The organism is Microlunatus elymi (assembly GCF_007362775.1).
GTDB classification, from domain to species: domain Bacteria; phylum Actinomycetota; class Actinomycetes; order Propionibacteriales; family Propionibacteriaceae; genus Microlunatus; species Microlunatus elymi.
The window spans coordinates 741660-763458 of the sequence record NZ_CP041692.1 but is presented as its reverse complement, the minus strand read 5'-3'; the positions used below and the strand labels follow the sequence as shown (position 1 = coordinate 763458).

The 21799-nt window shown below is 66.9% G+C and carries 23 protein-coding genes, 1 tRNA gene and 1 other RNA gene; 14 read left to right on the top strand and 11 right to left on the bottom strand.

The features are described 5' to 3' along the window. Positions 1-44 precede the first annotated feature (44 nt). From aspS to FOE78_RS03305, 3 genes are all read right to left on the bottom strand, one after another. Entirely contained in the window at positions 45-1325 is a 1281-nt protein-coding gene (gene aspS / locus FOE78_RS03315; RefSeq protein ID WP_143985052.1) for an aspartate--tRNA(Asn) ligase, read from the bottom strand. 389 nt (positions 1326-1714) lie between these two features. After that, complete coding sequence (locus tag FOE78_RS03310; RefSeq protein WP_143985051.1) at positions 1715-4006, bottom strand: heavy metal translocating P-type ATPase; 2292 nt, start codon at positions 4004-4006, stop codon at positions 1715-1717. Then, positions 4003-6057, bottom strand: a complete 2055-nt coding sequence (locus FOE78_RS03305) for a cytochrome c oxidase assembly protein (RefSeq protein WP_143985050.1) — start codon at positions 6055-6057, stop codon at positions 4003-4005. Before FOE78_RS03305 ends, FOE78_RS03310 begins: the two co-directional genes overlap by 4 nt. Positions 6058-6147: 90 nt before the next feature. Between FOE78_RS03305 and FOE78_RS03300 the strand changes: the two genes are divergently transcribed. The 3 genes from FOE78_RS03300 to FOE78_RS03290 are packed head-to-tail and all read left to right on the top strand — an operon-like array spanning position 6148 to position 8472. Next, a complete protein-coding gene (locus tag FOE78_RS03300; protein ID WP_228266021.1) occupies positions 6148-7056 on the top strand; it encodes an SMP-30/gluconolactonase/LRE family protein in 909 nt (302 codons plus the stop codon). A 10-nt stretch (positions 7057-7066) separates the two neighbouring features. Then, entirely contained in the window at positions 7067-7846 is a 780-nt protein-coding gene (locus tag FOE78_RS03295; RefSeq protein WP_143985049.1) for a CoA transferase subunit A, read from the top strand. Beyond that, positions 7843-8472 carry a CoA transferase subunit B gene (locus tag FOE78_RS03290; RefSeq protein ID WP_143985048.1) on the top strand — a complete coding sequence of 210 codons (630 nt, stop codon included), beginning with the start codon at positions 7843-7845 and terminating at the stop codon, positions 8470-8472. The genes FOE78_RS03295 and FOE78_RS03290 overlap by 4 nt, the downstream gene beginning before the upstream one ends. Positions 8473-8513: 41 nt before the next feature. Here the strand turns inward: FOE78_RS03290 and FOE78_RS03285 are convergent, their stop codons facing one another. From FOE78_RS03285 to FOE78_RS03270, 4 genes are read right to left on the bottom strand one after another with little or no spacing between them, the layout of a single operon-like run. Further along, positions 8514-8906 (bottom strand): hypothetical protein, encoded by a 393-nt coding sequence (locus FOE78_RS03285; protein ID WP_143985047.1) that lies wholly within the window; start codon positions 8904-8906, stop codon positions 8514-8516. Then, the gene (locus tag FOE78_RS03280) at positions 8903-9247 is read right to left on the bottom strand and encodes a hypothetical protein (RefSeq protein WP_143985046.1); all 345 of its coding nucleotides are present in this window, start codon (positions 9245-9247) and stop codon (positions 8903-8905) included. The genes FOE78_RS03285 and FOE78_RS03280 overlap by 4 nt, the downstream gene beginning before the upstream one ends. A gap of 7 nt (positions 9248-9254) precedes the next feature. After that, positions 9255-9638 carry a hypothetical protein gene (locus FOE78_RS03275; RefSeq protein ID WP_143985045.1) on the bottom strand — a complete coding sequence of 128 codons (384 nt, stop codon included), beginning with the start codon at positions 9636-9638 and terminating at the stop codon, positions 9255-9257. 28 nt (positions 9639-9666) lie between these two features. After that, positions 9667-10932 (bottom strand): aspartate kinase, encoded by a 1266-nt coding sequence (locus FOE78_RS03270; RefSeq protein WP_143985044.1) that lies wholly within the window; start codon positions 10930-10932, stop codon positions 9667-9669. A gap of 330 nt (positions 10933-11262) precedes the next feature. On the opposite strand from FOE78_RS03270, the gene FOE78_RS03265 reads away from it, so the two are divergent. The 5 genes from FOE78_RS03265 to FOE78_RS03245 all read left to right on the top strand — a co-directional run bounded on the left by FOE78_RS03265 (position 11263) and on the right by FOE78_RS03245 (position 14069). Continuing rightward, positions 11263-12267: a Gfo/Idh/MocA family protein gene (locus tag FOE78_RS03265; protein ID WP_143985043.1), complete on the top strand. Its 1005-nt coding sequence runs from the start codon at positions 11263-11265 to the stop codon at positions 12265-12267. 175 nt (positions 12268-12442) lie between these two features. Further along, complete coding sequence (locus tag FOE78_RS03260; protein ID WP_143985042.1) at positions 12443-12688, top strand: hypothetical protein; 246 nt, start codon at positions 12443-12445, stop codon at positions 12686-12688. A 73-nt stretch (positions 12689-12761) separates the two neighbouring features. Further along, the gene (locus FOE78_RS03255) at positions 12762-13142 is read left to right on the top strand and encodes an ArsR/SmtB family transcription factor (RefSeq protein WP_143985041.1); all 381 of its coding nucleotides are present in this window, start codon (positions 12762-12764) and stop codon (positions 13140-13142) included. A gap of 70 nt (positions 13143-13212) precedes the next feature. Continuing rightward, the gene (locus FOE78_RS03250; protein ID WP_143985040.1) at positions 13213-13638 is read left to right on the top strand and encodes an SRPBCC family protein; all 426 of its coding nucleotides are present in this window, start codon (positions 13213-13215) and stop codon (positions 13636-13638) included. A gap of 2 nt (positions 13639-13640) precedes the next feature. After that, a complete protein-coding gene (locus FOE78_RS03245) occupies positions 13641-14069 on the top strand; it encodes a VOC family protein (RefSeq protein ID WP_168207355.1) in 429 nt (142 codons plus the stop codon). A 78-nt stretch (positions 14070-14147) separates the two neighbouring features. Here the strand turns inward: FOE78_RS03245 and recR are convergent, their stop codons facing one another. The 3 genes from recR to FOE78_RS03230 all read right to left on the bottom strand — a co-directional run bounded on the left by recR (position 14148) and on the right by FOE78_RS03230 (position 17978). Next, complete coding sequence (gene recR, locus FOE78_RS03240; RefSeq protein ID WP_143985038.1) at positions 14148-14747, bottom strand: recombination mediator RecR; 600 nt, start codon at positions 14745-14747, stop codon at positions 14148-14150. A 23-nt stretch (positions 14748-14770) separates the two neighbouring features. Further along, positions 14771-15067 (bottom strand): YbaB/EbfC family nucleoid-associated protein, encoded by a 297-nt coding sequence (locus FOE78_RS03235; protein ID WP_143988487.1) that lies wholly within the window; start codon positions 15065-15067, stop codon positions 14771-14773. A gap of 190 nt (positions 15068-15257) precedes the next feature. Then, positions 15258-17978, bottom strand: coding sequence for a DNA polymerase III subunit gamma and tau (locus tag FOE78_RS03230; protein WP_407662607.1), 2721 nt, complete (start codon positions 17976-17978; stop codon positions 15258-15260). Between FOE78_RS03230 and FOE78_RS03225 the strand changes: the two genes are divergently transcribed. Next, entirely contained in the window at positions 17977-18579 is a 603-nt protein-coding gene (locus FOE78_RS03225) for an HAD-IA family hydrolase (RefSeq protein WP_143985036.1), read from the top strand. The two genes, FOE78_RS03230 and FOE78_RS03225, sit on opposite strands and share 2 nt — an antisense overlap. 4 nt (positions 18580-18583) lie before the next feature. Here the strand turns inward: FOE78_RS03225 and ffs are convergent. Further along, positions 18584-18680, bottom strand: an RNA gene (ffs, locus tag FOE78_RS03220) — signal recognition particle sRNA small type. A gap of 101 nt (positions 18681-18781) precedes the next feature. Here ffs and FOE78_RS03215 point away from each other — a divergent pair. From FOE78_RS03215 to FOE78_RS03195, 5 genes are all read left to right on the top strand, one after another. After that, positions 18782-19309 carry a DUF1707 SHOCT-like domain-containing protein gene (locus tag FOE78_RS03215; RefSeq protein ID WP_168207354.1) on the top strand — a complete coding sequence of 176 codons (528 nt, stop codon included), beginning with the start codon at positions 18782-18784 and terminating at the stop codon, positions 19307-19309. Between the two features lie 114 nt (positions 19310-19423). Beyond that, positions 19424-19972 (top strand): DUF1707 SHOCT-like domain-containing protein, encoded by a 549-nt coding sequence (locus FOE78_RS03210; protein ID WP_210414780.1) that lies wholly within the window; start codon positions 19424-19426, stop codon positions 19970-19972. Positions 19973-20017: 45 nt separating this feature from the next. After that, the gene (locus FOE78_RS03205) at positions 20018-20521 is read left to right on the top strand and encodes a DUF1707 SHOCT-like domain-containing protein (protein ID WP_210414779.1); all 504 of its coding nucleotides are present in this window, start codon (positions 20018-20020) and stop codon (positions 20519-20521) included. A 70-nt stretch (positions 20522-20591) separates the two neighbouring features. Continuing rightward, a tRNA-Ser gene (locus FOE78_RS03200) sits at positions 20592-20679 on the top strand. Between the two features lie 530 nt (positions 20680-21209). Continuing rightward, on the top strand, positions 21210-21494 hold the full coding sequence (locus tag FOE78_RS03195) for a hypothetical protein (protein WP_143985033.1): 285 nt from the start codon (positions 21210-21212) through the stop codon (positions 21492-21494). Positions 21495-21799: the final 305 nt, after the last annotated feature.

Sequence of the window (21799 nt, the reverse complement as noted above, 5' to 3'; positions counted from 1 at the left end):
ACGACGGTGCGAGTCTCACCCGATCACGTCGTGCTCGACAACTGCTACGGAGACAGGCGGTGCAGGTCGCGGGGGAAGAGCGTGGTCAGCCGGACGTTGTCGACGCCGGCCAGGCGGGCCACCCAGCGTTCCAGGCCGAGGGCGAAGCCACCGTGCGGAGGCATCCCGTACGCGAACGTGTCCAGATAGCTCGCGTACGGCTGGATCGGCTCACCCCGTTCGGCCAGCGCGGCCAGGTAATCGCCGTGCCGATGCAGTCGCTGACCGCCGGTGATCAACTCCAACCCGCGGAACAACAGGTCGAAACTGTTGCTGTACGAGGGATTTCCCGGCTCCGGCTGGGTGTAGAACGGCCGCTTCGCCATCGGATAACCGGTGACGAAGAGGAACTCGCTGCCGTACTCCTCCACCGCCCAGGCACTCAGCGCCCGTTCGTCGGCCGGAGCAAGATCAACATCGTCCTTGCCGAGTCGGCGCATGGCGTCGGCAAAGTGCAGCTGCGGGATCTCCTCGGGCACCTTCGGTAGCTCGACGTCCAACAGTTGCAGCTCCATCGTCGCCCGCGTGCGAACCGATTGGATCATGCCGGCGATCACCTCGCGGACCATGATCATCACGTCTTGATGATCCCTAATGAAACCGAACTCGGCGTCCAGGCTGGTGTACTGCGCCAGATGCCGGGCGGTGTCGTGCGGTTCGGCCCGGAAGACCGGACCGGTCTCGTACACCCGCTCGAAGACGCCGACCATGATCTGCTTGTAGAACTGCGGCGATTGGGCCAGGAAGGCGCGTCGTCCGAACCAGTCCAGCTCGAACACGTTCGCGCCCGACTCGGTGGCCGACTCCACCACCTTCGGTGTGTGGATCTCGGTGAATCCATGATCATCAAGGGTGCTGCGGAAGCCGCCGATCGACGCCGCGGCCAACGTCTGCTGGGCTCGCAGCCGCGGATGCCGCAACGTCACCTGAGCATGATCAAGAACTGTGGGCAGGTTGCCCGGCACCTGGGGCCGGTAGAGATCGAACGGCGGCAGCTGCTCGGCCCGCGACAAGACCTCGATCGTCGGATCGGTGATCTCGACGCCGCCGGGTGCCTGGCCGTTCGCGGTGACCACACCGCGGATGCGCAGCACGGACTCCTCCGGCGGGGCTTCATACCCTCCGGTGATCACGACCTGGGACAATCCGCTGCGATCGCGGATGATCATGAAACTGACTGACTTCAACTCGCGGAAGCGATGCAGCCAACCGTCGATCTCGACGGCCTCTCCGACATGCTGCGGCAACTCGGCCGCCAGCACGCGACTTACTGGGTGGTGGATCATCGTGCCCTCCTCGGGACATCAACTGATCCCTTCGGAGTGCGGGCGATAAGGGGAAACTCGCTGTGCCACCGCACTTTCACCGACCGGTACGTCATCGAGCCGGACGGCCTCGTACGACAGTGATCACCGGATGCCAGCCGGTCGGGGCATTTCCTCCCCGCCGCTCAGGAGTGTCTTCGTCCGGGGCGCAGGTCCGCCTTCCCAGCTGCCGGCGGCTCTCTCGGCCTGCGTGATCTCGAACTACTCGTCTCCGTCAACGCGTTCCGGCAAAGATAGGGTTCTTCGCTGCCGCTCGCAAGCCGATTCGGTTCGGCACGTCACCACGCAACACCACTCAGCAACAGACCCGGATTGCGCATTGGTCCTTCGACAGGCTCAGGACCCAGAGGTCAGTCGTGGTCTTCGGCGGGGGCGCCGCGGGGGCGGAACGAGCGCAGGCGGAGGCTGTTGGTGACGACGAAGACGCTGGACAGGGACATCGCGGCGCCGGCGATCAGGGGGTTGAGCAGGCCGGTTGCGGCCAGCGGGATCGCGGCGATGTTGTAGGCGAAGGCCCAGACCAGGTTGCCGCGGATCGTGTTCAGGGTACGGCGGGCGAGCTGGATCGCATCGGCGATCACGCCGAGGTGTTTGCGGACCAAGATCATGTCGGCCGACTTCAGCGCGATGTCGGTGCCGTTCAACACGGCCAGGCCGAGGTTCGCCGTGGCCAGAGCGGTCGCGTCGTTGATGCCGTCACCGACCATCGCGACTCGTTTTCCTTGCGCCTGCAACTCTTCGATCACCGCGGACTTGCCGGTGGGCAGCACGCCGGCGATCACCCGGTCGACCTCGAGCGATTCGCCGACCGAAACGGCGGCTCGTTCGTTGTCCCCGGTCAGCAGCACGGTTGTCAGGCCCAGCTCGCGCAACGCGGCGACACCCTCGGCAGCCGAATCCTTGATCTGGTCTGCCAGCACCAGCACGCCGACAATCCGGGAGTCGACGGCGAGCAGGACAGCGGTCTTGCCGGCTGCCTCGGCCGCATCGACCGACTCCTCTGCGCGCTCGGAGATCGTGATTCCCTGCTCTGCAAAGAGGTTGCGATTGCCGATCAGCAGTCGGCGACCGTCCAATGTCGCCGACGCGCCCAGCCCGGCCAGGGCGTGGAAGTCGGAGACTTCGGCCGGTTGATCGACGGCACGGGCGATGGCGCGGCCGATGGGATGCTCGGAGTGCGATTCGAGTGCTGCGGCGAGGGTGATGATGTCCTGCTTGGTGTGCTGTCCTTCGACAGGATCAGAACCCCCTAGTGCGGTTACTGACTCGACGATCATTTCTCCGGAGGTCAGGGTGCCGGTCTTGTCGAGCAGGACGGTGTCGATGGAGCCGCTGGCCTCCAGTGCTTCGGGACCCTTGATCACGATGCCCAGTTGACCGGCGCGACCGACGCCGACCATCAGCGCGGTCGGGGTGGCCAGGCCCATCGCGCACGGGCAGGCGATGATCAGCACCGAGACCGCGGCGCTGAAACCATTCCGTACGTTGCCGTCGAAGATCATCCAGCCGATGAACGTGAGTACGGCGATGCCGAGCACCACCGGGACGAAGACCGACACGACCCGATCCACCAGGCGTTGTACGGCGGCCTTCCGGGCCTGCGCCTGCTCGGCGAGCTGAGCCATCTGGGCGAGCTGGGTCTTGCCGCCGACCGCGACGGCTCGCACCAGCAGTCGGCCGTTCAGCGCGATCGTGCCGCCCAGCACTCGTGCACCCGGACCAAGATCGGCCGGCACCGGCTCGCCGGTCATCATCGACGTGTCAACCGCTGACTTCCCATCGACGATGTCCCCGTCGGCGGCAATGGTCTCTCCCGGCCGTACCGAGAAATCCTGTCCTGGTTGAAGTTTCTCGGCCGGGATCACGTACTCCTGACCGTCGATCACCACCCGGACCGTCTTCGGAGCAAGCTCATTCAGCGCAGTCAGCACGTCGGCCGCCGACCGGCGAGCCCGCGCCTCGAAATACCGCCCGGCCAGCAGGAAGGTAGTGACCGCGGCCGCGACCTCGAGATAGATCGAGTCCGCACCGGCCGGTGTTCGGCCGAAGAAGAGCCAGTAGCCCGGTTGATCATCCAGTCCCAGACTGATCGAGATCACCGACCAGAAGAACGCCGCCAGCACACCCAGCGACACCAGGGTGTCCATACTGAACGAGCCGTGCCGCAAATTCCGCAGCGTGGCCCGATGGAAAGGCCAGGCGCACCAGAACACCACCGGAATCGCCAGCAACACACAAACCCATTGCCAGTAAGGGAATCGCAGGTCGGGCACCAGGGCCAACACAATCGCCAGGTTGCCCAGCGGCAACGTCAGCAGCGCCGCCACCAGCAGCCGCCGCAACAACATCCGGGCCCGGTCCGGCCGGCTGGTCGCGTACGGATCGTCGCCGCGCGGCACCGGCGCCGCCGTGTAGCCGGCCTTCTTCACCGCCTGAATCAGCTCGGGTGTCGCCGACTCCGGCAGTCCGGTGACCACCGCTCGATCCGTTGCATAGTTGACAATTGCGGTGGCGCCGTCGATCTTGTTCAGCTTCTTCTCGATCCGGGCCGCGCAGGCAGCGCAGGTCATCCCGCCGATGTCCAGCTCGACCCGTACCGGCCGCTCGACGTCGGGGACCGACAGTTGCGGGGCGCTGGTCATGATCGCGGTTCCGAAGTTGGATCTTCGGCCTGCTTCTCGTGCGCGGCCAGCGCCCGATCACGCGCCGAGAGCGCCGCCAGCATCTCGTTGTAGGCCTGCAGGGAATCGTCATGCCCCAGGTCTTGGGCACGATCCTGGCGCCGGGCGTCGCGTTGATCTTGCCTGAACCACTGCCCGACCAGGGCCACGATCACGATGAACAGCGGCACCTCACCGGTGGCCCAGGTGACCTGACCACCCGCGCGTTGTTGCGCCGCGAGATCGGTCAGCCACGGCAGGTTCAAGGAGACGTAGAAGTTCTCGCCGATGATGGCACCGCCGGACAGCACCGCGACCGCGAAGAACGCGTGGAACGGCATCGCCGCGAAGATGTAACCCAGCTTGGCGATGTGCGGCAGCGTCCGCGGCGGCCGGTCGATGCCGATCACCAGCCAGTAGAACAGGTAGCCGATGATCAAGAAGTGCACCGCCATCAGCTGATGGGCCCAGTGGTAGCGCATCATCAGCCCGAACAGCGGGGTGAAATACAGCACGTACAGCGATCCGACGAAGATCACCCAGACCAGCATCGGATGCATCAGATTCTGCACGAGCTTCCAGTTCAGCAACTTGCTGATCACGTCGTGAATGCCGACCGGCTCCCCCGCCCCGCGCGCCTTGGAGGTCCGCAGCAGCAGGGTGACCGGCCCACCGAGCACCAGCAACACCGGCGCGCCCATGTTCAGCGTCATGTGCACGACCATGTGCCAGCTGAACGTGGCCGAGGAGTAGGTCCACATCCTCGATCCGATCAGCACGATCACCATCAGCCAGCCGAGGATCCAGCACAGGGTCCGATTGACCGGCCAGCGATCGCCGGACCGGTGCAGCCGTACGACACCCCACAGGTAGAGCCCGATCATCAGCAGCGAAACGACCAGCAGCAACAGGTTCGGGCGTCCGGGCAGCAACGCCTCGGACAGCTGCGGCGGGTTCGGAAGGTTGTAGCCGAGATAGTTCTCCGTCGGTGTCTGCGGCACCAGGAACCGCGGCGGGATCAGCCGCAGCAACGAGGTCTGCACGCCGAGCAAGATCACGATCAACGCGATGTCGACGACGTTGCCGTACAGCCGGGGAAGTTCGCCGTCGCCGCGTAGCCTGCGCCAGCGCAGCCCGATCCGGATCGCCAGCACCACCAGCAGGCCCAAGATCACGATCACGCCGATGCCGTACGGATCGGACAGCGGCGCCTTGCCGGCGAGCTCGAAGACCCCGATCCACAGCCGAGCGGCCAGCGCGACCACCACCGCGATCGAACCGATCCACTGCAGCCGATGCAGGGTCGTCCGGTTGCCGATCGCGGCTGCGGTCCGCCCGCCGGACCAGGTCGCGCCGAACCACAGCGTGGTCGCGAGGGTGAGAATGATCGCCGAGTCGGTGGCCAGGTCGTGGCCGGCGCCGACTGACACCTGCGCGGTCACCACGGTCGGCAGCGATGCCAGCAGCGCGAGCACGGTCATCCCGATGGTCCATCGCCAGGTGGTGCTCAGCCAGCAGCCGATGGCGATCGCCAGCGCCGCCGCGGCGGTCAGCAGCCAGGCCTGCGCGGTCTGGGTGGAGGTCAGGTAATCGCCGAAGCTGCCGAACACGTACGAGAGGGGTACGCCGTTGGTGTCGGCGGCGTTGACCGGGATCAACACGATCGCGGTGATCGCCCACAGCGTCGCCCAGCGGCGGGCGGTGGCCAGGATCGCGTACTCGCGGTCCGTCAGCTTCCATGGCTTGCCGCGTTGCGGATGCCGATAGCCCCAGGCCGCGGCCAGCAGCGAGCCGACCGTGCCGATGGTTGCGATGACGGCGAGCCACTCAAGCGGCCCGGCGATGAAGCCGGTCAGCGGACGGGTCTCGAGCAGACCGGGCGGCGGTTGTTGGCCGGCCTGCCAGATCTGCGCGGCGATCACCGCCGCCAGCGACAGCACCGCGGCGACCAGGAAGGTCGCCCGGCTGCCGGCTCCGTCGTCTCGTCCAGTCCGATTCGGTACGGTCTGGACCTGCCCCGTTTCCACGTCCATATCGCACCCATTCTCACCCTCGGCAACCCGAGGTCTCGAATCGGTTCAGGCGGACGGCGACGTACCGGAACGGTGCGGCATGATGTGGGCGTGCCGACGACGTCTGATCTGGACCTGACCAACCCCATCCCCGCCCGCTGGGAGAAGCTCGACGAGCGGTTCAACATCGGCGGCGACAAGATGGTGGAGCGAATCTTCACCGGCGGCCGCTGGCTGGAGGGTCCGGCTTACTTCGCTGCCGGTCGCTATCTGGTCTTCAGCGACATCCCCAACGACCGGATTCTGCGCTGGGACGAGACCACCAACCAGGTCGGTGTCTTTCGATCGCCGGCCAACTACACCAACGGCCACACGGTCGATGCCCAGGGCCGACTGGTCAGTTGCGAGCAGGGCAGCCGCCGGGTCACGCGTACCGAACACGACGGGACGATCACGGTGCTGGCCGACAACTATCGCGGCAAGCGGCTGAACAGCCCGAACGATGTCGTCGTCGCCGCCGACGGCGCGGTCTGGTTCACCGATCCGGCGTACGGGATCGACAGCGACTACGAGGGATTCCGGGCCGATCAGGAACAGGACGGCTGCTACGTCTTCCGGGTCACGCCGTCCGGTGAGCTGACCGTCGTCGCCGACGACTTCGCCCGGCCGAACGGGCTGGCGTTCACCCCGGACCGCTCGCAGTTGCTGATCGTCGACTCCCAGCGCGGTCATCTGCGCGGATTCTCGGTCGGCGACGACGGCAAGCTCAGCGGCGGCGACGTGGTGATCACCGACAGCGCAGACGGCATCCGGTTCGACAACGCCGGCCGGCTGTGGACCGGCACCCGCGAAGGGGTCTACGTGTACGCGCCCGACCTGACGCTGATCGGCAAGCTGCGGCTGCCCGAGATCACGGCGAATCTGTGCTTCGGCGGTCCGAAACGCAATCAGCTCTTCGTCACCGCCTCCACCAGCGTCTACACGCTGCGGCTGACCGCCACCGGTCTGCCGATGCGATAGGAAGGACAGCATGGACAAAGTGGTCCCCACAGCAGCACAGGCCGTTGCCGATCTTGCCTCCGGCTCGACTGTCGGCGTCGGCGGGTTCGGCATCTGCGGCATCCCGAACACACTGATCAGGGCGGTGCTGGACGCCGGCATCACCGAGTTGGAGGTGGTGTCGAACAACTGCGGCGTGGACGGCTGGGGGCTGGGGGTGCTGCTGGACGGCCGGCGGATCCGCCGGATCGTGGCCTCGTACGTCGGCGAGAACAAGGAATTCGCCCGGCAGTATCTGCACGGCGAGTTGGAGGTCGAGCTGACGCCGCAGGGCACCCTGGCCGAACGGCTGCGGGCGGCCGGTTCGGGCATCCCGGCCTTCTACACCGCTACCGGGGTCGGCACCCAGATCGCCGACGGCGGACTGCCCTGGCGCTATGCCCCCGACGGTACGGTCTCGGTCGCCTCGCCGACCAAGGAGACCCGGCGGTTCGACACCGCCGAGGGCGAGAAGGCGTTCGTGCTGGAGCGGGCGCTGGTCTGCGACTACGGGCTGGTGCATGCCTGGAAGGGTGACCGGCACGGCAACCTGATCTATCGCGAGTCGGCGCAGAACTTCAATCCGCTGGTGGCGATGGCGGCCCGCTTCACCATCGCCGAGGTGGAGGAGTTGGTCGAACCGGGCGAACTCGATCCGGCCGAGATCCACACCCCTGGCGTGTACGTGCAGCGGGTGCTCGCGCTCACTCCGGAGCAGAACGAGAAACGGATCGAACGACGCACCACGCGGTCGACGGGAGGTGCGCCATGAGCTGGACGCGGGATCAGATGGCGGCCCGGGCTGCGTCGGAGTTGTCCGACGGCAGCTACGTGAATCTGGGCATCGGGCTGCCGACCCTGGTGCCCAACTTCGTACCCGACGATGTCGAATTGGTGTTGCAGTCGGAGAACGGTTTGCTCGGGGTCGGGCCGTATCCGTACGAGGGTGAGGAGGATCCGGATCTGATCAACGCCGGCAAGGAGACCGTGACGCTGCGCCGCGGTGCGTCGATCTTCGACTCGGCCACTTCGTTCGGGATGATCCGCGGCGGCAAGATCGACGCCGCCATCCTCGGCGCCATGCAGGTGTCGGTGCGCGGTGACATCGCGAACTGGATGATCCCCGGGAAGATGATCAAGGGGATGGGTGGCGCGATGGATCTGGTGCACGGCGCCCGCCGGGTGATCGTGCTGATGGAGCACGTGGCCAAGGACGGCTCGTACAAGATCGTCAACGAGTGCTCGCTGCCCTACACCGGACGCGGCGTGGTGAATCGGATCATCACCGACCTGGGCGTCATCGACGTCACCGCCGACGGACTCGAACTGGTCGAGCTCGCCCCGGGAGTCTCCGAGGACGAAATCAGCGACAAGACCGAACCGGCATTGATCAAATAGCCGGAGGTGATCAACGATCGAAGTTGATCACGAGGCCAGGATCAGGCGTACGGATTCGGCGGGTAGCGCTGCTCCGATCCGTTGGGCGCGGCACCCCGAACCGGGGACGCCGGCGCGTCCCGGTGGCTCAGACGCACACAACGCACGAGAAGCAGTAGCCCGGTACCGAACAGGATGGCCGTGAGCAGACCTTCGATCATCACCACGACCTGGACGCCTCTCAACGCGTCGACGGCGACCCGGCCGGCGAGCCAGGGCAAGATCAGCACCGAGTAGAGCAGTTGGGTCAACGGGCTTGCCAGCAACAGGATCGCGCCGGTCAGACCTGACGTTCGCGCGCGGCCGGCGCAACGCTGCAACACCAAGATCAACACGATCACCCCGCCGGCGGCACTGATGATCGCGGGGATCACGCCGCTGAGAATCGAGATCATCGCTGAGCTCCTACCGGTCGCGGGTTACGGCGGGCTGCGATGGCGAGACCGATCAGTAACAGGCCACCCGCTCCGATCACGGCGATTACGGCGTACACGCCGAGGCTCAACATTCGGATGCCGGCAATGTCGGCATGGATCGCGACCATGATCGTCGGCACCATGGTCGTGTAGAGCGTCTGGCCGAGAACCGTCAAGATCAACAACCCGATGCCGCACGCCGCCAGGATGCGTGGCGTACGCCGCAGGCTGGTCAGCACGATGATCAAGGCAACGATCTCGATGATCAGCAGCAGTAAGGTCGGGAAGAGCGTCAGAAGTGCGTAGCCCGAAGAGATCATTCCTTGATCAACTCCGCGGTGCCTGTGAGTGCCCGACCGTCGGATCCGTCGAACCGTACGGATGCCCGGTCACGACCGGTGGTTGAGCGGATCCGCTGGGCCGAGTCTGACGCTGAGCGATGATCAGGCTCCAAATCAGCGATGCCAGCCCGCCCATCGTGAGGACGAGTTCGACCAGCCACGTTACCGTGCTCGCCGCTTCGATCCAGCTGTACACACCTGGATCAGTGGGCGGCGGTATCAGCGTCTTGATCACGGCACTCGCAAGGTATCCCGACAGCCGACCCAGCACCAGCAGGGCGGCCCCGATCACGGCGATCGCACGCGCCCGCCCGCTGGCCCGGATCAGTACGATCACCAGGGCAGCGACCGCTCCGATCAGCATGATCACCTGCACGGCTCGCGGCCGCGAGAGTTGATCAGCGGCCGGTGCCGGCGTAGACGACGGCTTCGCCTTCGGTGTCGAGGCCGAAGGCGGTGTGGGCTGCTCGGACCGCGCGGTTCACGTCGTCCTGATCGACCACGACCGAGATCCGGATCTCGGAGGTGGAGATCATCTCGATGTTGACCTCGGCGTCGGCGAGCGAGGCGAAGAACTTGGCCGTGACACCGGGATGCGATCGCATGCCGACTCCGACCACGGACACCTTGCCGATCTGGTCGTCGTACAGCAGGTCCTCGAAACCGACGCTCTCCTTCAACGCGTTCAAGGTGTCGATCGCTGCCTTGCCGTCGGTCTTCGGCAAGGTGAACGAGATGTCGGTGCGTCCGGTGGAGACCGCGGACACGTTCTGCACGATCATGTCGATGTTGACCTCGATCGAGGAGATCGCCTCGAAGATCCGGGCCGCTTCACCGACCCGGTCCGGCACGCCGACAATGGTGATCTTGGCCTCGTTCGTGTCCTGCGCGATGCCGGAGATGATGGCTTGTTCCATCTCGGTTCCCTCCTCGAGATCGGTGACCCAGGTGCCTTCTTGGGTGGTGAAGGACGAACGGACGTGTACGGGGACGTGCTCGCGCCGGGCGTACTCGACGCAGCGCAGGTGCAGGATCTTCGCCCCGCACGCGGCCATCTCCAGCATCTCCTCGTAGCTGATCTTGGGGATGCGGCGGGCGTTCGGCGCGATCCGCGGATCGGCGGTGAACACCCCGTCGACGTCGGTGTAGATCTCGCAGTAGTCGGCGCCCAACGATGCGGCCAGCGCGACCGCGGTGGTGTCCGAACCGCCGCGGCCGATGGTGGTGATGTCCTTGGTGTCCTGGCTGACCCCCTGGAATCCCGCAACGATCACCACGTCGCCGGACTCCAACGCGGACACGATCCGGCCCGGGGTGATGTCGATGATCCGGGCGTTGCCGTGGGTGCCGGTGGTGATCACACCGGCCTGGGAGCCGGTGAACGAGCGGGCGGTCAGGCCCTGGTCACCGATCGCCATCGCCAGCAGCGCAGCGCTCATCCGCTCGCCCGAGGTCAGCAGCATGTCCAACTCGCGCGGGGCCGGCTGCGGGGAGACCTCCAGCGCCAGGTCCATCAGCTCGTCGGTGGTGTCGCCCATCGCGGAGATCACCACGACGACCTCGTGCCCTGCCTGCCGGGTCGTGGCGATGCGCTTCGCCACGCGCTTGATGCTGTCAGCATCAGCTACCGACGAACCGCCAAATTTCTGCACGACGCGGGCCATGCGAGGAACTCCTTCTGTACGACACCCTCCGGTTGGGCACCATACAGGAGAATCTTTCGTCCCTCGTGTTCTTGGTGTTGCCGCGACCGGGCCGTCCACAACTCTAATCGCCCACCCCGCCCGGCGACGATTCCGTCTCGCCGCGCGCCCGCCGCACCCCGCCCAAACTCGCGACAACACGACTTCCGGCGGTCCCAACACACCCGCGCCCCACCCAAACTCGTGTTGTCGCGAGTTTGGGTGGGACGGTCGGGCGTTCAGGCGTCGGGAGGTTCCTGCGGTTGAGGCGGACAGGTCGCCAACCGGAGCGCGAACGCTTACGGTGATCGCGTGAGCGAGCCACGAATCATTCGCTGGGGGATCGCCGGGCCGGGACGGATCGCGAACTCCGAGGCCGCCGACTTCGATCTGGTGCCGGACGCCGAACTGGCGGCGGTGGGATCGCGGTCGATCGACCGGGCCCGGGCGTTCGCCGATCGCCATCTGATCCCGCGGGCCTACGGCAGCTATCGCGAGTTGATCGCGGATACCGAGCTGGACGCCATCTACATCACCACCCCGCATCCGCAGCACCTGGCGATCGCCCGCGCGGCGATCAGGGCCGGCAAGGCCGTACTGGTGGAGAAGACGTTCACCGCAACCGTCGCCGGTGCCGAGGAGCTGCGCGAGCTGTCCCGATCCCAGCGCGTGTTCGCCATGGAGGCGATGTGGACGCGCTTCCTGCCGGCGTACGTGAAGATCCGCGAATTGATTGCAGACAAGGTAATCGGCGACGTTCGCCAGGTACAAGCCGATCTTGGGGTCGACCGGCCGTACGATCCCACCGACCGCTTGTTCGACCCGCGACAGGGCGGCGGCGCACTGCTAGACCTCGGGGTCTACCTGGTCTCGTTCGCGCAGCACATCCTCGGCGACCCGCAGTCGATCTTGATCAACGGATCCCTGGGGCCGACCGGCGTCGACGCCGAATTCGGGTTGCTGCTCGGCTACCACGACGGCAGGGCGGCCGCACTGCTCGGTTCGATCAAGAACGCCTCACCCGGAGCGGCGCGGATCGTCGGCACCGGCGGCTGGATCGACATCCCGCCTCGCTTCCATCATCCTGACAAGATCACCTTGTGCCGCGCCGGGAAGGAGCCCGAGTTGATCAACTGTCAGCCCTTGGGCCACGGTTATCCGCACCAGTTCATCGAGGTGGGCAACCGGATCCGTGCCGGGCAGATCGAGAGTCCGATCATGAGTCTGGACGACACCGTCGCCGTGCAGCGGATCCTCAACAACGCGGCCGAACAGCTCGGCGTCCTCCACGCCGAGGACGAATCGGTGCTCGACTGAGCAACCCACGATGATGACCAGTCCGGATCCGCCAGACCCCGATCCGACGGCGTCCGATGCGAAGGCTCCCGATGCGACCGATCCGACCGCGTCCAATCCGACGACATCGGATTCGACAGCACCAGGGGCCCCGCCCGCCCGGCCGGCCGAACTGCCACCGGAACCGTTCGCCTACATGAGCGCACCGAACCGGATCCGCGAGCCCTGGGTGCTGATCGTCATCTTCGGCGTGACCGCACTGTTCGGCGTCTGGGTGATGATCGTCGCCGTGATCGACGGCCATCACGCCGGCGGGCTCGCCCTGGCTGCGGTCTTCATGGTGGTGCTGGTCGGCTGCGGCGGTGTCGGTCTGTACGTCGGAATCCGCCGCCTCAGTTGGAAGCGCACCTATCGCAAGGTCACCGGCCGCAATCCCTGGTGAGCCCGCGTTCGCCGCTCGAGTCGGGCGCCGGATCTCTTGACATAGTTGCGGCACCCGTGAACTATTGTGCATTGTGACAAGCAGCACACTGGCGCGCACCTTCGAGGCACTGTCCGACGAGCGGCGTTGCCGGGTCGTCGAACTCCTCGGCACGGCGCCGCGATCGGCCGGTGAGCTGGCGCAGCAGACCGGCTTGTCGGCCTCGGCGATGAGCCGGCATCTGCGGGTGCTGCTGGAATTGGAGTTGATCACCGACAGTCGGCATCCCGACGATGCCCGGGTACGCATGTTCTCGTTGCGTCCGGAACGGCTCGCAGACTGCCGCAGTTGGCTCGATCAGGTGCAGGCGCACTGGCAGCAGAACCTCGCCGCCTTCAAGCAGCATGTCGAGAAATCCACACCCAGCAAGGGAAAACCTGATCGGCGTACGAGTCAAGGAGGTCGTGCCTCATGATCAACTTCGGCCCACGATCGGTGCTCCTGCGCCGATCCCGAACGCCGGCGTTCGCCGACCGGAGCCGGCCGTGAGGTCGACCTCGGCGCGGGCAGAGATCGAGGTCGCAGTCGACCCGCTGCATGCGTTCACGGCGTTCACCGCGGAGATCGACCAGTGGTGGGTGCCGGGACCGATCAACTACTTCCGGGCCGACGTCGCCACCGGGATGGAGATCGAGCCCGGTCTCGGCGGCCGGGTGCTGGAGCATCGCGATCCGCATCCGGCGCTGGTGATCGCGGAGGTGATCGACTGGCAGCCCGGTCGGCTGCTCAAACTTCGCGGCATCGTCGACGACACCGAGACCGAGATCCGCTTCGATCCGACCGTCGCCGGCACCAGGATCCGAGTGCACCAATACCTGCTGCCGGGTGGAACCGAGGCCTTCCTGTTCTGGCCCAACGTCCTGGGCTGGCTGATCCCGTACGTCGAACCGTCACCATCGAAGGGAAAATGATCATGACCGCTCTCAGCACACCACCGGGCCGGACCGAGACCACACCGACTGCGGTGATTCCCTATCTGGCCGTCGACGGCGCCGCGTCGGCGCTGGATTTCTACGCCCGGGCCTTCGGCGCCGTGGAGACCTTCCGGCTGCCCGAAGGCGACCGAATCGGCCACGCCGAATTCACCATCGGCGAGGCGAAGTTCTACCTGTCCGATGAATGGCGTCAGATGAACGTGCTCAGTCCGAAGAGCCTCGGCGGCTACTCCGTGTCACTGGCCATTCAGGTGCCCGACACCGACGCCTTCGTCGCCCACCTCTCCGAGTGCGGAGTCACCGTCGAACGCGGGGTCGACGACGGTCCGGAGGAGGGCTACCGCCATGCCTGGGTCGTCGACCCGTACGGTCATCGCTGGCACATCAGCGGTCCCCGGCCCGCATAACCGCGGACTTGTCAGAAGGTTGTTGGGTCATAGGCCAACTACCTTCTGACAAGTCGGCTTAGCCCGGTGGATCCAGGCTTAGGCGGAGACGTAGCGGCGGCCCTCGAAGGCGCGGCCGAGGGTGACCTCGTCGGCGTACTCGAGATCGCCGCCGACCGGCAGACCGGAGGCCAGGCGGCTGACCTTGACGCCCATCGGCAGCAGCAGCCGGCTGAGATAGGTCGCGGTGGCCTCGCCCTCGAGGTTGGGGTCGGTGGCGAGGATGACCTCGGTGACGGTCCCGTCGGCGAGCCGCTCGCAGAGTTCCTTGATCTTGAGGTCGGCGGGGCCGATGCCGTCGATCGGGCTGATCGCCCCACCCAGTACGTGATAGCGGCCGCGGAATTCCCGGGTTCGCTCGATCGCGACCACGTCCTTGGACTCCTCGACCACGCAGATCAGGGCCGGATCACGGCGCGCGTCCCGGCAGATCCGACATTGATCGTCCTCGGAGACGTTGAAGCAGATCTCGCAGAACTTCACCTTGCTCTTGACTTCGATCAAGATGTCGGCGAGCTTGCGGATGTCGTCGGGATCGGCGGCCAGGATGTGGAAGGCAATGCGTTGCGCGGACTTCGGCCCGATGCCGGGCAGCCGTCCGAGTTCGTCGATCAGGTCTTGGACCGGACCCTCGTACACCTATCGTTCTCCTCGCCTGCAGGTCAGAGCCCGAGACCGCCGGCCATCGGGCCTAGCTTCTCAGCGGCTGCCTGCTGCTGTTGATCGGTCGCAGCCCGAACCGCGGCCAAGATCAGATCCGCCAGCGTCTCGGTGTCGTCCGGGTCGCACGCCTCCGGCTTGATGGTCAGGGCCAGCAACTCGCCGGCCCCGGACACCTGGGCGCTCACCAGATCGCCGCCCGCCGTTCCCTCGTACGTCGATTCGGCCAGCTCCTGCTGAGCCTGCATCAGCTGGGCCTGCATGGCTTGCGCCTGCGCCAGCATCCCCGACAGGTCCATCCCGCCGGCTCCACCGCCGCCGACCAGCCCGCTCAGAGCGTCGAGATCGGGCAGACCACCTGCGGCTGCGTTCTCGCCCGGTTCTCCCGGCGAATTGGGTTGGGACATGGGAACTCCTGCGTCGGCTGTCAGCGGTACGGCGTTGCGGGCCGGCCGCGAAACCCGCACTGCGCCAGTCCGAGGGCCCAGCCTATGCGCCCGTCTCCTCCTCCGCGATGATCTCTGCGCCGAGTCGCCGCTGCAGCAGCTCCGTGTGCGATTCCACCGCCTCGTTCAGCACATCGTCATCCCGGTGCGCCGCCGCGTCGCGGACCTCCCACTCGTCAGGACCGGCGGCGGGTCCGTCGACGGCCCACGGCGGTGGGTCCGCCGAGCCGGGTCCCGGACGAGTCGGCGCAACTGTCGAGCCTGCCGAGGCGGCGCGGTCGGCCGGTTGGGTCGCGCGCGCGGGGTCGGTGCGGTTGTTCGCGCCGGCGGCGTCGATGCTCGAGCGAGTCGCGTCGGCGCCGGCCTGGCTGTCGGCCTGTTGAGCGGGTGCGCCCGGCGTCGATCCCGATCGAGCGCGGTTGGCCGCATCGCTGCCGTCGGCCGGACTCCCCGGCGCTGATGAGCCTCCTGCCCGATCCGCGGACGACGGCGTCGACGCTTCACCGGGCGATCCGACGGCCCAGGGCGGAGGCGGCGAGGACGCCGGCGGCATCTCCGTGGATCCACCACCAGCGCCGGCGGATCCGCCGGATCCCTCCGGCGACCGGTCGCCCGGCGGCGGGCTCGGTGGCCGTCCGCCACCGCGGCCGGCCGCACCGGGGCCGGCACTCGGGTCGACCATCGTCTCGATCTGCAGGTCCGCGCCGAGAACCGCGATCAGCGACTCCTTCAGCACGTCTTCGCTGCCGCCGCGAGCGAAGCTGTCCCGAGCGCCGGCGTTCGGCATCGCGAGCACCAGGGTGCGGTTGGTCAGGTCGGCGACGTGCGCGTTCTGGCTGAGCAGGATCCAGGTGAACCGGCGACGGTTCTTGACGTCCTCCAAGACCTCCGGCCACAACCGGCGGAGGTCGGTGACGGTCAGTCCGCTGCCTTGCGATGGCTGCTGCGGTTCGGCCCGCGGTGCAGCCGGGACGGAGTCCGGCGCCGGCCGGCTGTGGGAGCGCGCGGTCTCGGCCGCCGGCGCAGCGGGTGCACCCGGGGTTGCGGGCTCGGGCCAATCGTCGCCGACCGGGGGATGCTGCGGCGCGCCCGGCGGGGCGGTTTGCGCGGGTCTGGTTCCCGGCCCTTCGACAAGCTCAGGGCCCTTCGGCCCCTTGGCCGCCGTTCCATGCGTTCCCGCTCCCGGCCCTTCGGCAGGCTCGGGGCTCTTCGGCGCGGTCGCCCCCGTTCCTTGCGATTCCGCTCCCGGCCCTTCGACAGGCTCAGGGCTCTTCGGCGCGGTCCCTGCCGTTGCCTGCGATCCTGTCCCTGGCCCTTCGACGGGCCGAGGCCCACTGGGTGCGGCTGACTGCGGTCGAGATTCCGGTCGCGACGGTTGGGGTGCCGATGTGGCCGGGCCGGACGGGTTGGCTGCGGGTACGGCGCCGGAGCCGGTCATGCCGATACGGCGCTCGATCCGGTCCAGTCGGGCGTGCACGCCGCGGTCGTCCAGATCGGTGCCGGGCAGTAGCACCCGGGCGCACATCAGCTCCAGATGCAGCCGCGGCGCGGTGGTCCCGCGCATCTCGGTCAGGCCGGCCGCAAGCACCTCGCCGGCGCGGGTCAGCTCACCGGTGCCGAGCGCGGCCGCCTGCGTACTGAATCGCTCCGCTTGATCGTCGGCAACGTCGACCAGGCCGGAGGTCAGGGCATCGGGCACAGCGGCCACGATCACCAGGTCCCGTACCCGTCGAAGCAGGTCCTCGGCGAAGCGGCGCGGATCCTGACCGACCTCGATCACCTTGTCCACACAGCGGAACACTCCGCCGGAATCACCGGCAGCGAACGCGTCCAGCATCTCGTCCAGCAGCGAGTCCGGGGTGTAACCCAGCAACGCCGCAGCCTGGGAGTAGGACACGCCCTGCTCGTCGGCCCCGCCGAGCAGTTGATCAAGAACCGAGAGCGAATCGCGGACCGAGCCGGCGCCGGCCCGGACCACCAGCGGCAGCACCCCGTTCTCCACCTCGATGCCCTCGGCCACGCACAACTTGGCCAGATAATCACTGAGCACCCGCGGCGGCACCAACCGGAACGGGTAGTGATGCGTGCGGGACCGGATGGTGCCGATCACCTTGTCCGGTTCGGTGGTGGCGAAGATGAACTTGACGTGCGGCGGCGGTTCCTCGACCAGCTTCAACAGGGCGTTGAAGCCGGCCGTCGTGACCATGTGTGCCTCGTCGACGATGTAGATCTTGTAGCGGCTGTTGACCGGCGCGAAGAAGGCTCGTTCGCGCAGATCACGAGCGTCGTCGACACCGCCGTGACTGGCGGCGTCGATCTCGATCACGTCGATACTGCCCGGCCCCCCGGTCGCCAGGTCCCGGCACGACTCGCACTCGCCGCACGGTTCGGCCGCCGGCCCCTGCTCACAGTTCAACGCGCGGGCCAGGATCCGGGCCGAGGTGGTCTTGCCGCAACCGCGCGGACCGGAGAACAGGTAGGCGTGGTTGACGCGGTTGTTGACCAGTGCACGCTGCAACGGCTCGGTGACGTGCTCCTGTCCGATGACCTCCGCGAACGTGTCCGGGCGATACCGGCGATAGAGCGCCAACGGCGGCGCGACGGGCGGCGCGGCCGCCTCGAACAGCGCGCCGTCGTCCGGCTGATCTGTGACTTCCGCCTGGTCCTCCTGCACGGGGGAAACCCTAGCCCGTGGCTCCGACAAGACTCCCGGCCGAAAGCCGGCCGCCTCGACGGCGGTGCGACTGGCAGGATGAGTCGGCATGACCATCAGCTGGGTGCTGTTCGACGCCGACGGCGTACTGCAACGGATGCCGCCGGGCTGGCAGGACAGCCTGCTGGGTCGACTGGGCGATGAACCGGTCGAGACCTTGGCCGAGTTGTTCACCCGGGAGCGCGAGGAGACGATCGCCGGTGGCGACTTCGGCGCGCTGGTGGCCGACACGTTGCGCCGGCGCGGGCTGAGCACCGATCCCGAGCTCGTCCTGGACAGTTGGCGGACGTTGGTGGTCGACCGGCAGCTGACCGATCGGATCAAGAAGCTGCGGACGTCCGGCATCGGCTGTGCGCTGGCGACCAATCAGCAGGACGTCCGGGTCGCGTACATGCGCTCACTGCCCGACTACGCCGACGTCTTTGACGAGCAGTTCTACTCTTCCGAACTCGGCCTGGCCAAACCGGATCCGGCCTTCTTCGAGGTGATCATCCAGCGGCTCGGCATCGAACCGGACGAGGCGCTCTTCGTCGATGACGTGGCGGCGAATGTGGCCGGCGCCCGAGTAGCCGGGCTGGCGGCGGAGGTCTTCGAGCAAGACGCCGGAATCGCTGAACTGGAACGGATTCTGGCGCGCTATCAGCTGACCTGACAGATGAAAGAGCCCCCCGCGTACCCGAAAGAGCTCGCTTACCCTTGCTGCCTTCCGACCCTGGGGGAGTTGGGCAAGATATCGCCACGCGGGGGACCGGCCACGAGTGTACGCGATCATCGCCCGCGCTCCCATTCGGCCGGCAGAGAACTCATCCTGCGAAGGGGCTGAAGATCGAGACCGGCGCGAGGATACTTACTGGGTGAGCAACTGGTCGCAGCCCGTACCCCAGCGGATCGGGGACGCCGAACGGGATCAAGCCGCCGAGTTCCTGCGCGAGCATCACGCCCAAGGGCGGCTCGACGCCGAGGAATTCGACGAGCGGGTGACCGCTGCGCTGACCGCGAAATGGCAGTCCGATCTCGACCGGCTGTTCCTCGACCTTCCCGCACCGACACCGCGTACGGTGCAGCGTTCGGCCCAGGCGTCGGCGGCCACCGCGTCTGCTCCGCGGCCGCCGAAGATGTCGAACGTCTGGCCGATCGCGGCCGCTGCGATCTGGCCGCTGACGATCGCACTGTTCATCCTGTCCAAGGGCGAGGCGTGGTTCCTGATCCTGGCCGCCATCGCCCTGACCACCACCTGGCATCGCCGCCGGGGTTTGATGACCTCGGCCCGATTCCGCTACGACGCCGAACTCCAGGCCCGCGAGAGAGCCGAACGGCGACGCCTGGAGGCCGAGCGACGCCGGCTGGATGACGAACGACGCAAGTGGGACCCGCCGGCCTGAGCCTGGATCCACGCTGAGCCCCGAGTCCGAGGGCACGAGCCGGCAAGCACCCGCAGCCGAGTTGATCATGAAAGTCGGCCGCGATCCGGCCCTCAGCCTGTGAGAATGGCCCGCGTGAGCAATCCGATCGAACCCGTACCGCAACGGATCGGCGATGCCGAGCGCGATCGAGCTGCTGAATTCCTGCGGGAACATCTCGCCCAGGGACGACTCGACCAGGCCGAGTTCGACGAGCGGCTCAACACCGCACTGGGCGCGCGATACCGCACCGAACTCGACCCGCTGTTCACCGATCTGCCGGCACCGAATCCCCGCCACCCCGGCACTGGTCTGGCGCCGACGGCCGCGAACGCTGCCCAGCCCGTAGCGCAGCACCCGCCGGGGATGCCGCTCAGGACGCGGAACACCATCGACGCCGTCTTCTGGATCATCTGGCCGGTCACTATCGGTCTGATCACCTGGCTGGACTGGGGAAACTTCTGGTGGCTGATCTTCCTGCCGATCGCGCTGTCGTCGATCTGGCAACGCAAGAAGGCGCTGGATGCAGCGGATCGGAAGCGTTGGGAGAAGGAGCAGCGACGCGCGGTCGAGGGCGACAACGAAGTTGATCATGGCCCCGACCGCGGTGAGCCGGGTGACGGACCGCAGCCGCCGACTCGGTGACAGTTGCCATGGGCGGGCGACCCTTTCGCGGCGCAAGCTGATCGGGTGACTACGAATCTCGGCACTTCATCCGTCGCAACCACACCGGCCTCGACGGCCCCGATCGGACTGCGGATCGGCGATCAGGAACGCGACCTCGCCGCGGAATGCCTGCGCGAGCATCTGACCAGCGGACGGCTGGACGCCGAGGAATTCGAGCAGCGGTTGGAGGTCGCCCTCACCGCCCGGGTGCAGTCCGAACTCGATCCGCTGTTCGCCGATCTGCCCGCCCCTCATCCGACCAGCACGCATCCGACCGCCATGCCGAAACCGGCCGCCACGCCGACGGTCCAGCCCGTCGCCACCGGCAGCTCCTGCTCAGGCATGAACGTCTTCTCCGGTCAGTCCCTTGTGATCGGCCTGATCTGGACGGTCTTCGTCGTCTTCTGTGCCGTTCGTGGCTGGGACATGTGGTGGCTGCTCTTCGTCCCGTTCGTCATCTCGGCGAACGTCCACCGGCGACGCCGGCACGTCGGCCACAACCGCGGCGGCCCGTACGGGCACCGCTGAAACAGACGTTCAGCCCGAGCGCACCGCCGATTGGCAAATCACCGCGGCAACGCTGTACCCTCCTGCTCTTGGAGGATTCGCCTAGAGGCCTATGGCGCTCGCTTGGAAAGCGGGTTGGGTTCACGCCCTCACGAGTTCGAATCTCGTATCCTCCGCCACACCCAACCCGCAGGGTTGGGTTCACGACCGCAACACTCAGGACGAGTTCGAATCTCGTATCCTCCGCCACACCCAACCCGCACGGTTGGGTTCATGGTCGGGCCCGCGCGGAAAACTGATTGCAGCCGGCCGGGCAGGGTCGTAGCGTCGGGTAACGCCCCCACCCAAGCCCATTCAGGGAAGTGCATCGTGAACGCGTTCAGCGGTCATTCCATCCGGAGAGATCATCGCGGGTCCCGCCCGTCGGTGACCGGTGGTACGCACTTCGTGGCCGCTCGTCGGCCGGCAGGTCCGGTGCTCGCCGCATCGCACCGGTCCGCCAGCGCGGTTCTTGCCGCGTATTGATCTGACGTCGCCGCGGACTCGCCTCCCCGCGCCCGACGAACTTCATGGATCAGACCGCTACCTAGTCGACGGCTGCCCGCGCAGCCATCACGTACGGACCGGGCCGCATTGCCCTGCGCCCGTCTCGACCCGCCACAAAACAATCCTTGATGCCGCGCGCAACGGCCGCGGCAGGACGGACGTCATGCTGAAGGAAATCTCTCATCACTGGTGGTCTCGCCCACCACGACCGCGTCGTCGGACCATGATCAACTCCCGGCGCCGCCACAGGCAAACTCGCGACTACGCCCTCGGGATCTCGATGCAGTCCTACCCGACGCTGGTCTTCGTACGCACCTCCGTGCCGCCGGCCGGCCCGCAGTCGCCGCTACCATCGAACCAGTACGAGGAGAACAAGATCACCGCCAATCTGGTCTTCGGCCACGCAGCGGAAATAAACCGGTTGCGACCCAAGTTGATCACTGAGTAGAGTCTTTGCTGCGTTGGTCAATTCATGATCAACAACCGCCAGGAGGTGATTTCCCGTGTACGACAACAAGATTCAGCGTCAGGTATCCTGCCGCGTCGACGCCGGGATCGCCCTTGGTCTCGCCGTCGCCTGCTAGGCGTCAAGCCGGCATTCACGCTGCGGTTTGATCACGCCCATCACCCATCTGTCAGCTACCTGACACAACGCTGTCGGCGCCGATCCGCCGACAGTCCATCGACGACGCCACCTGTCGACCCGTCGTCAGTGATTCCCGCCCCGGTGTCGCGACGTCGCCCCACCCTGCC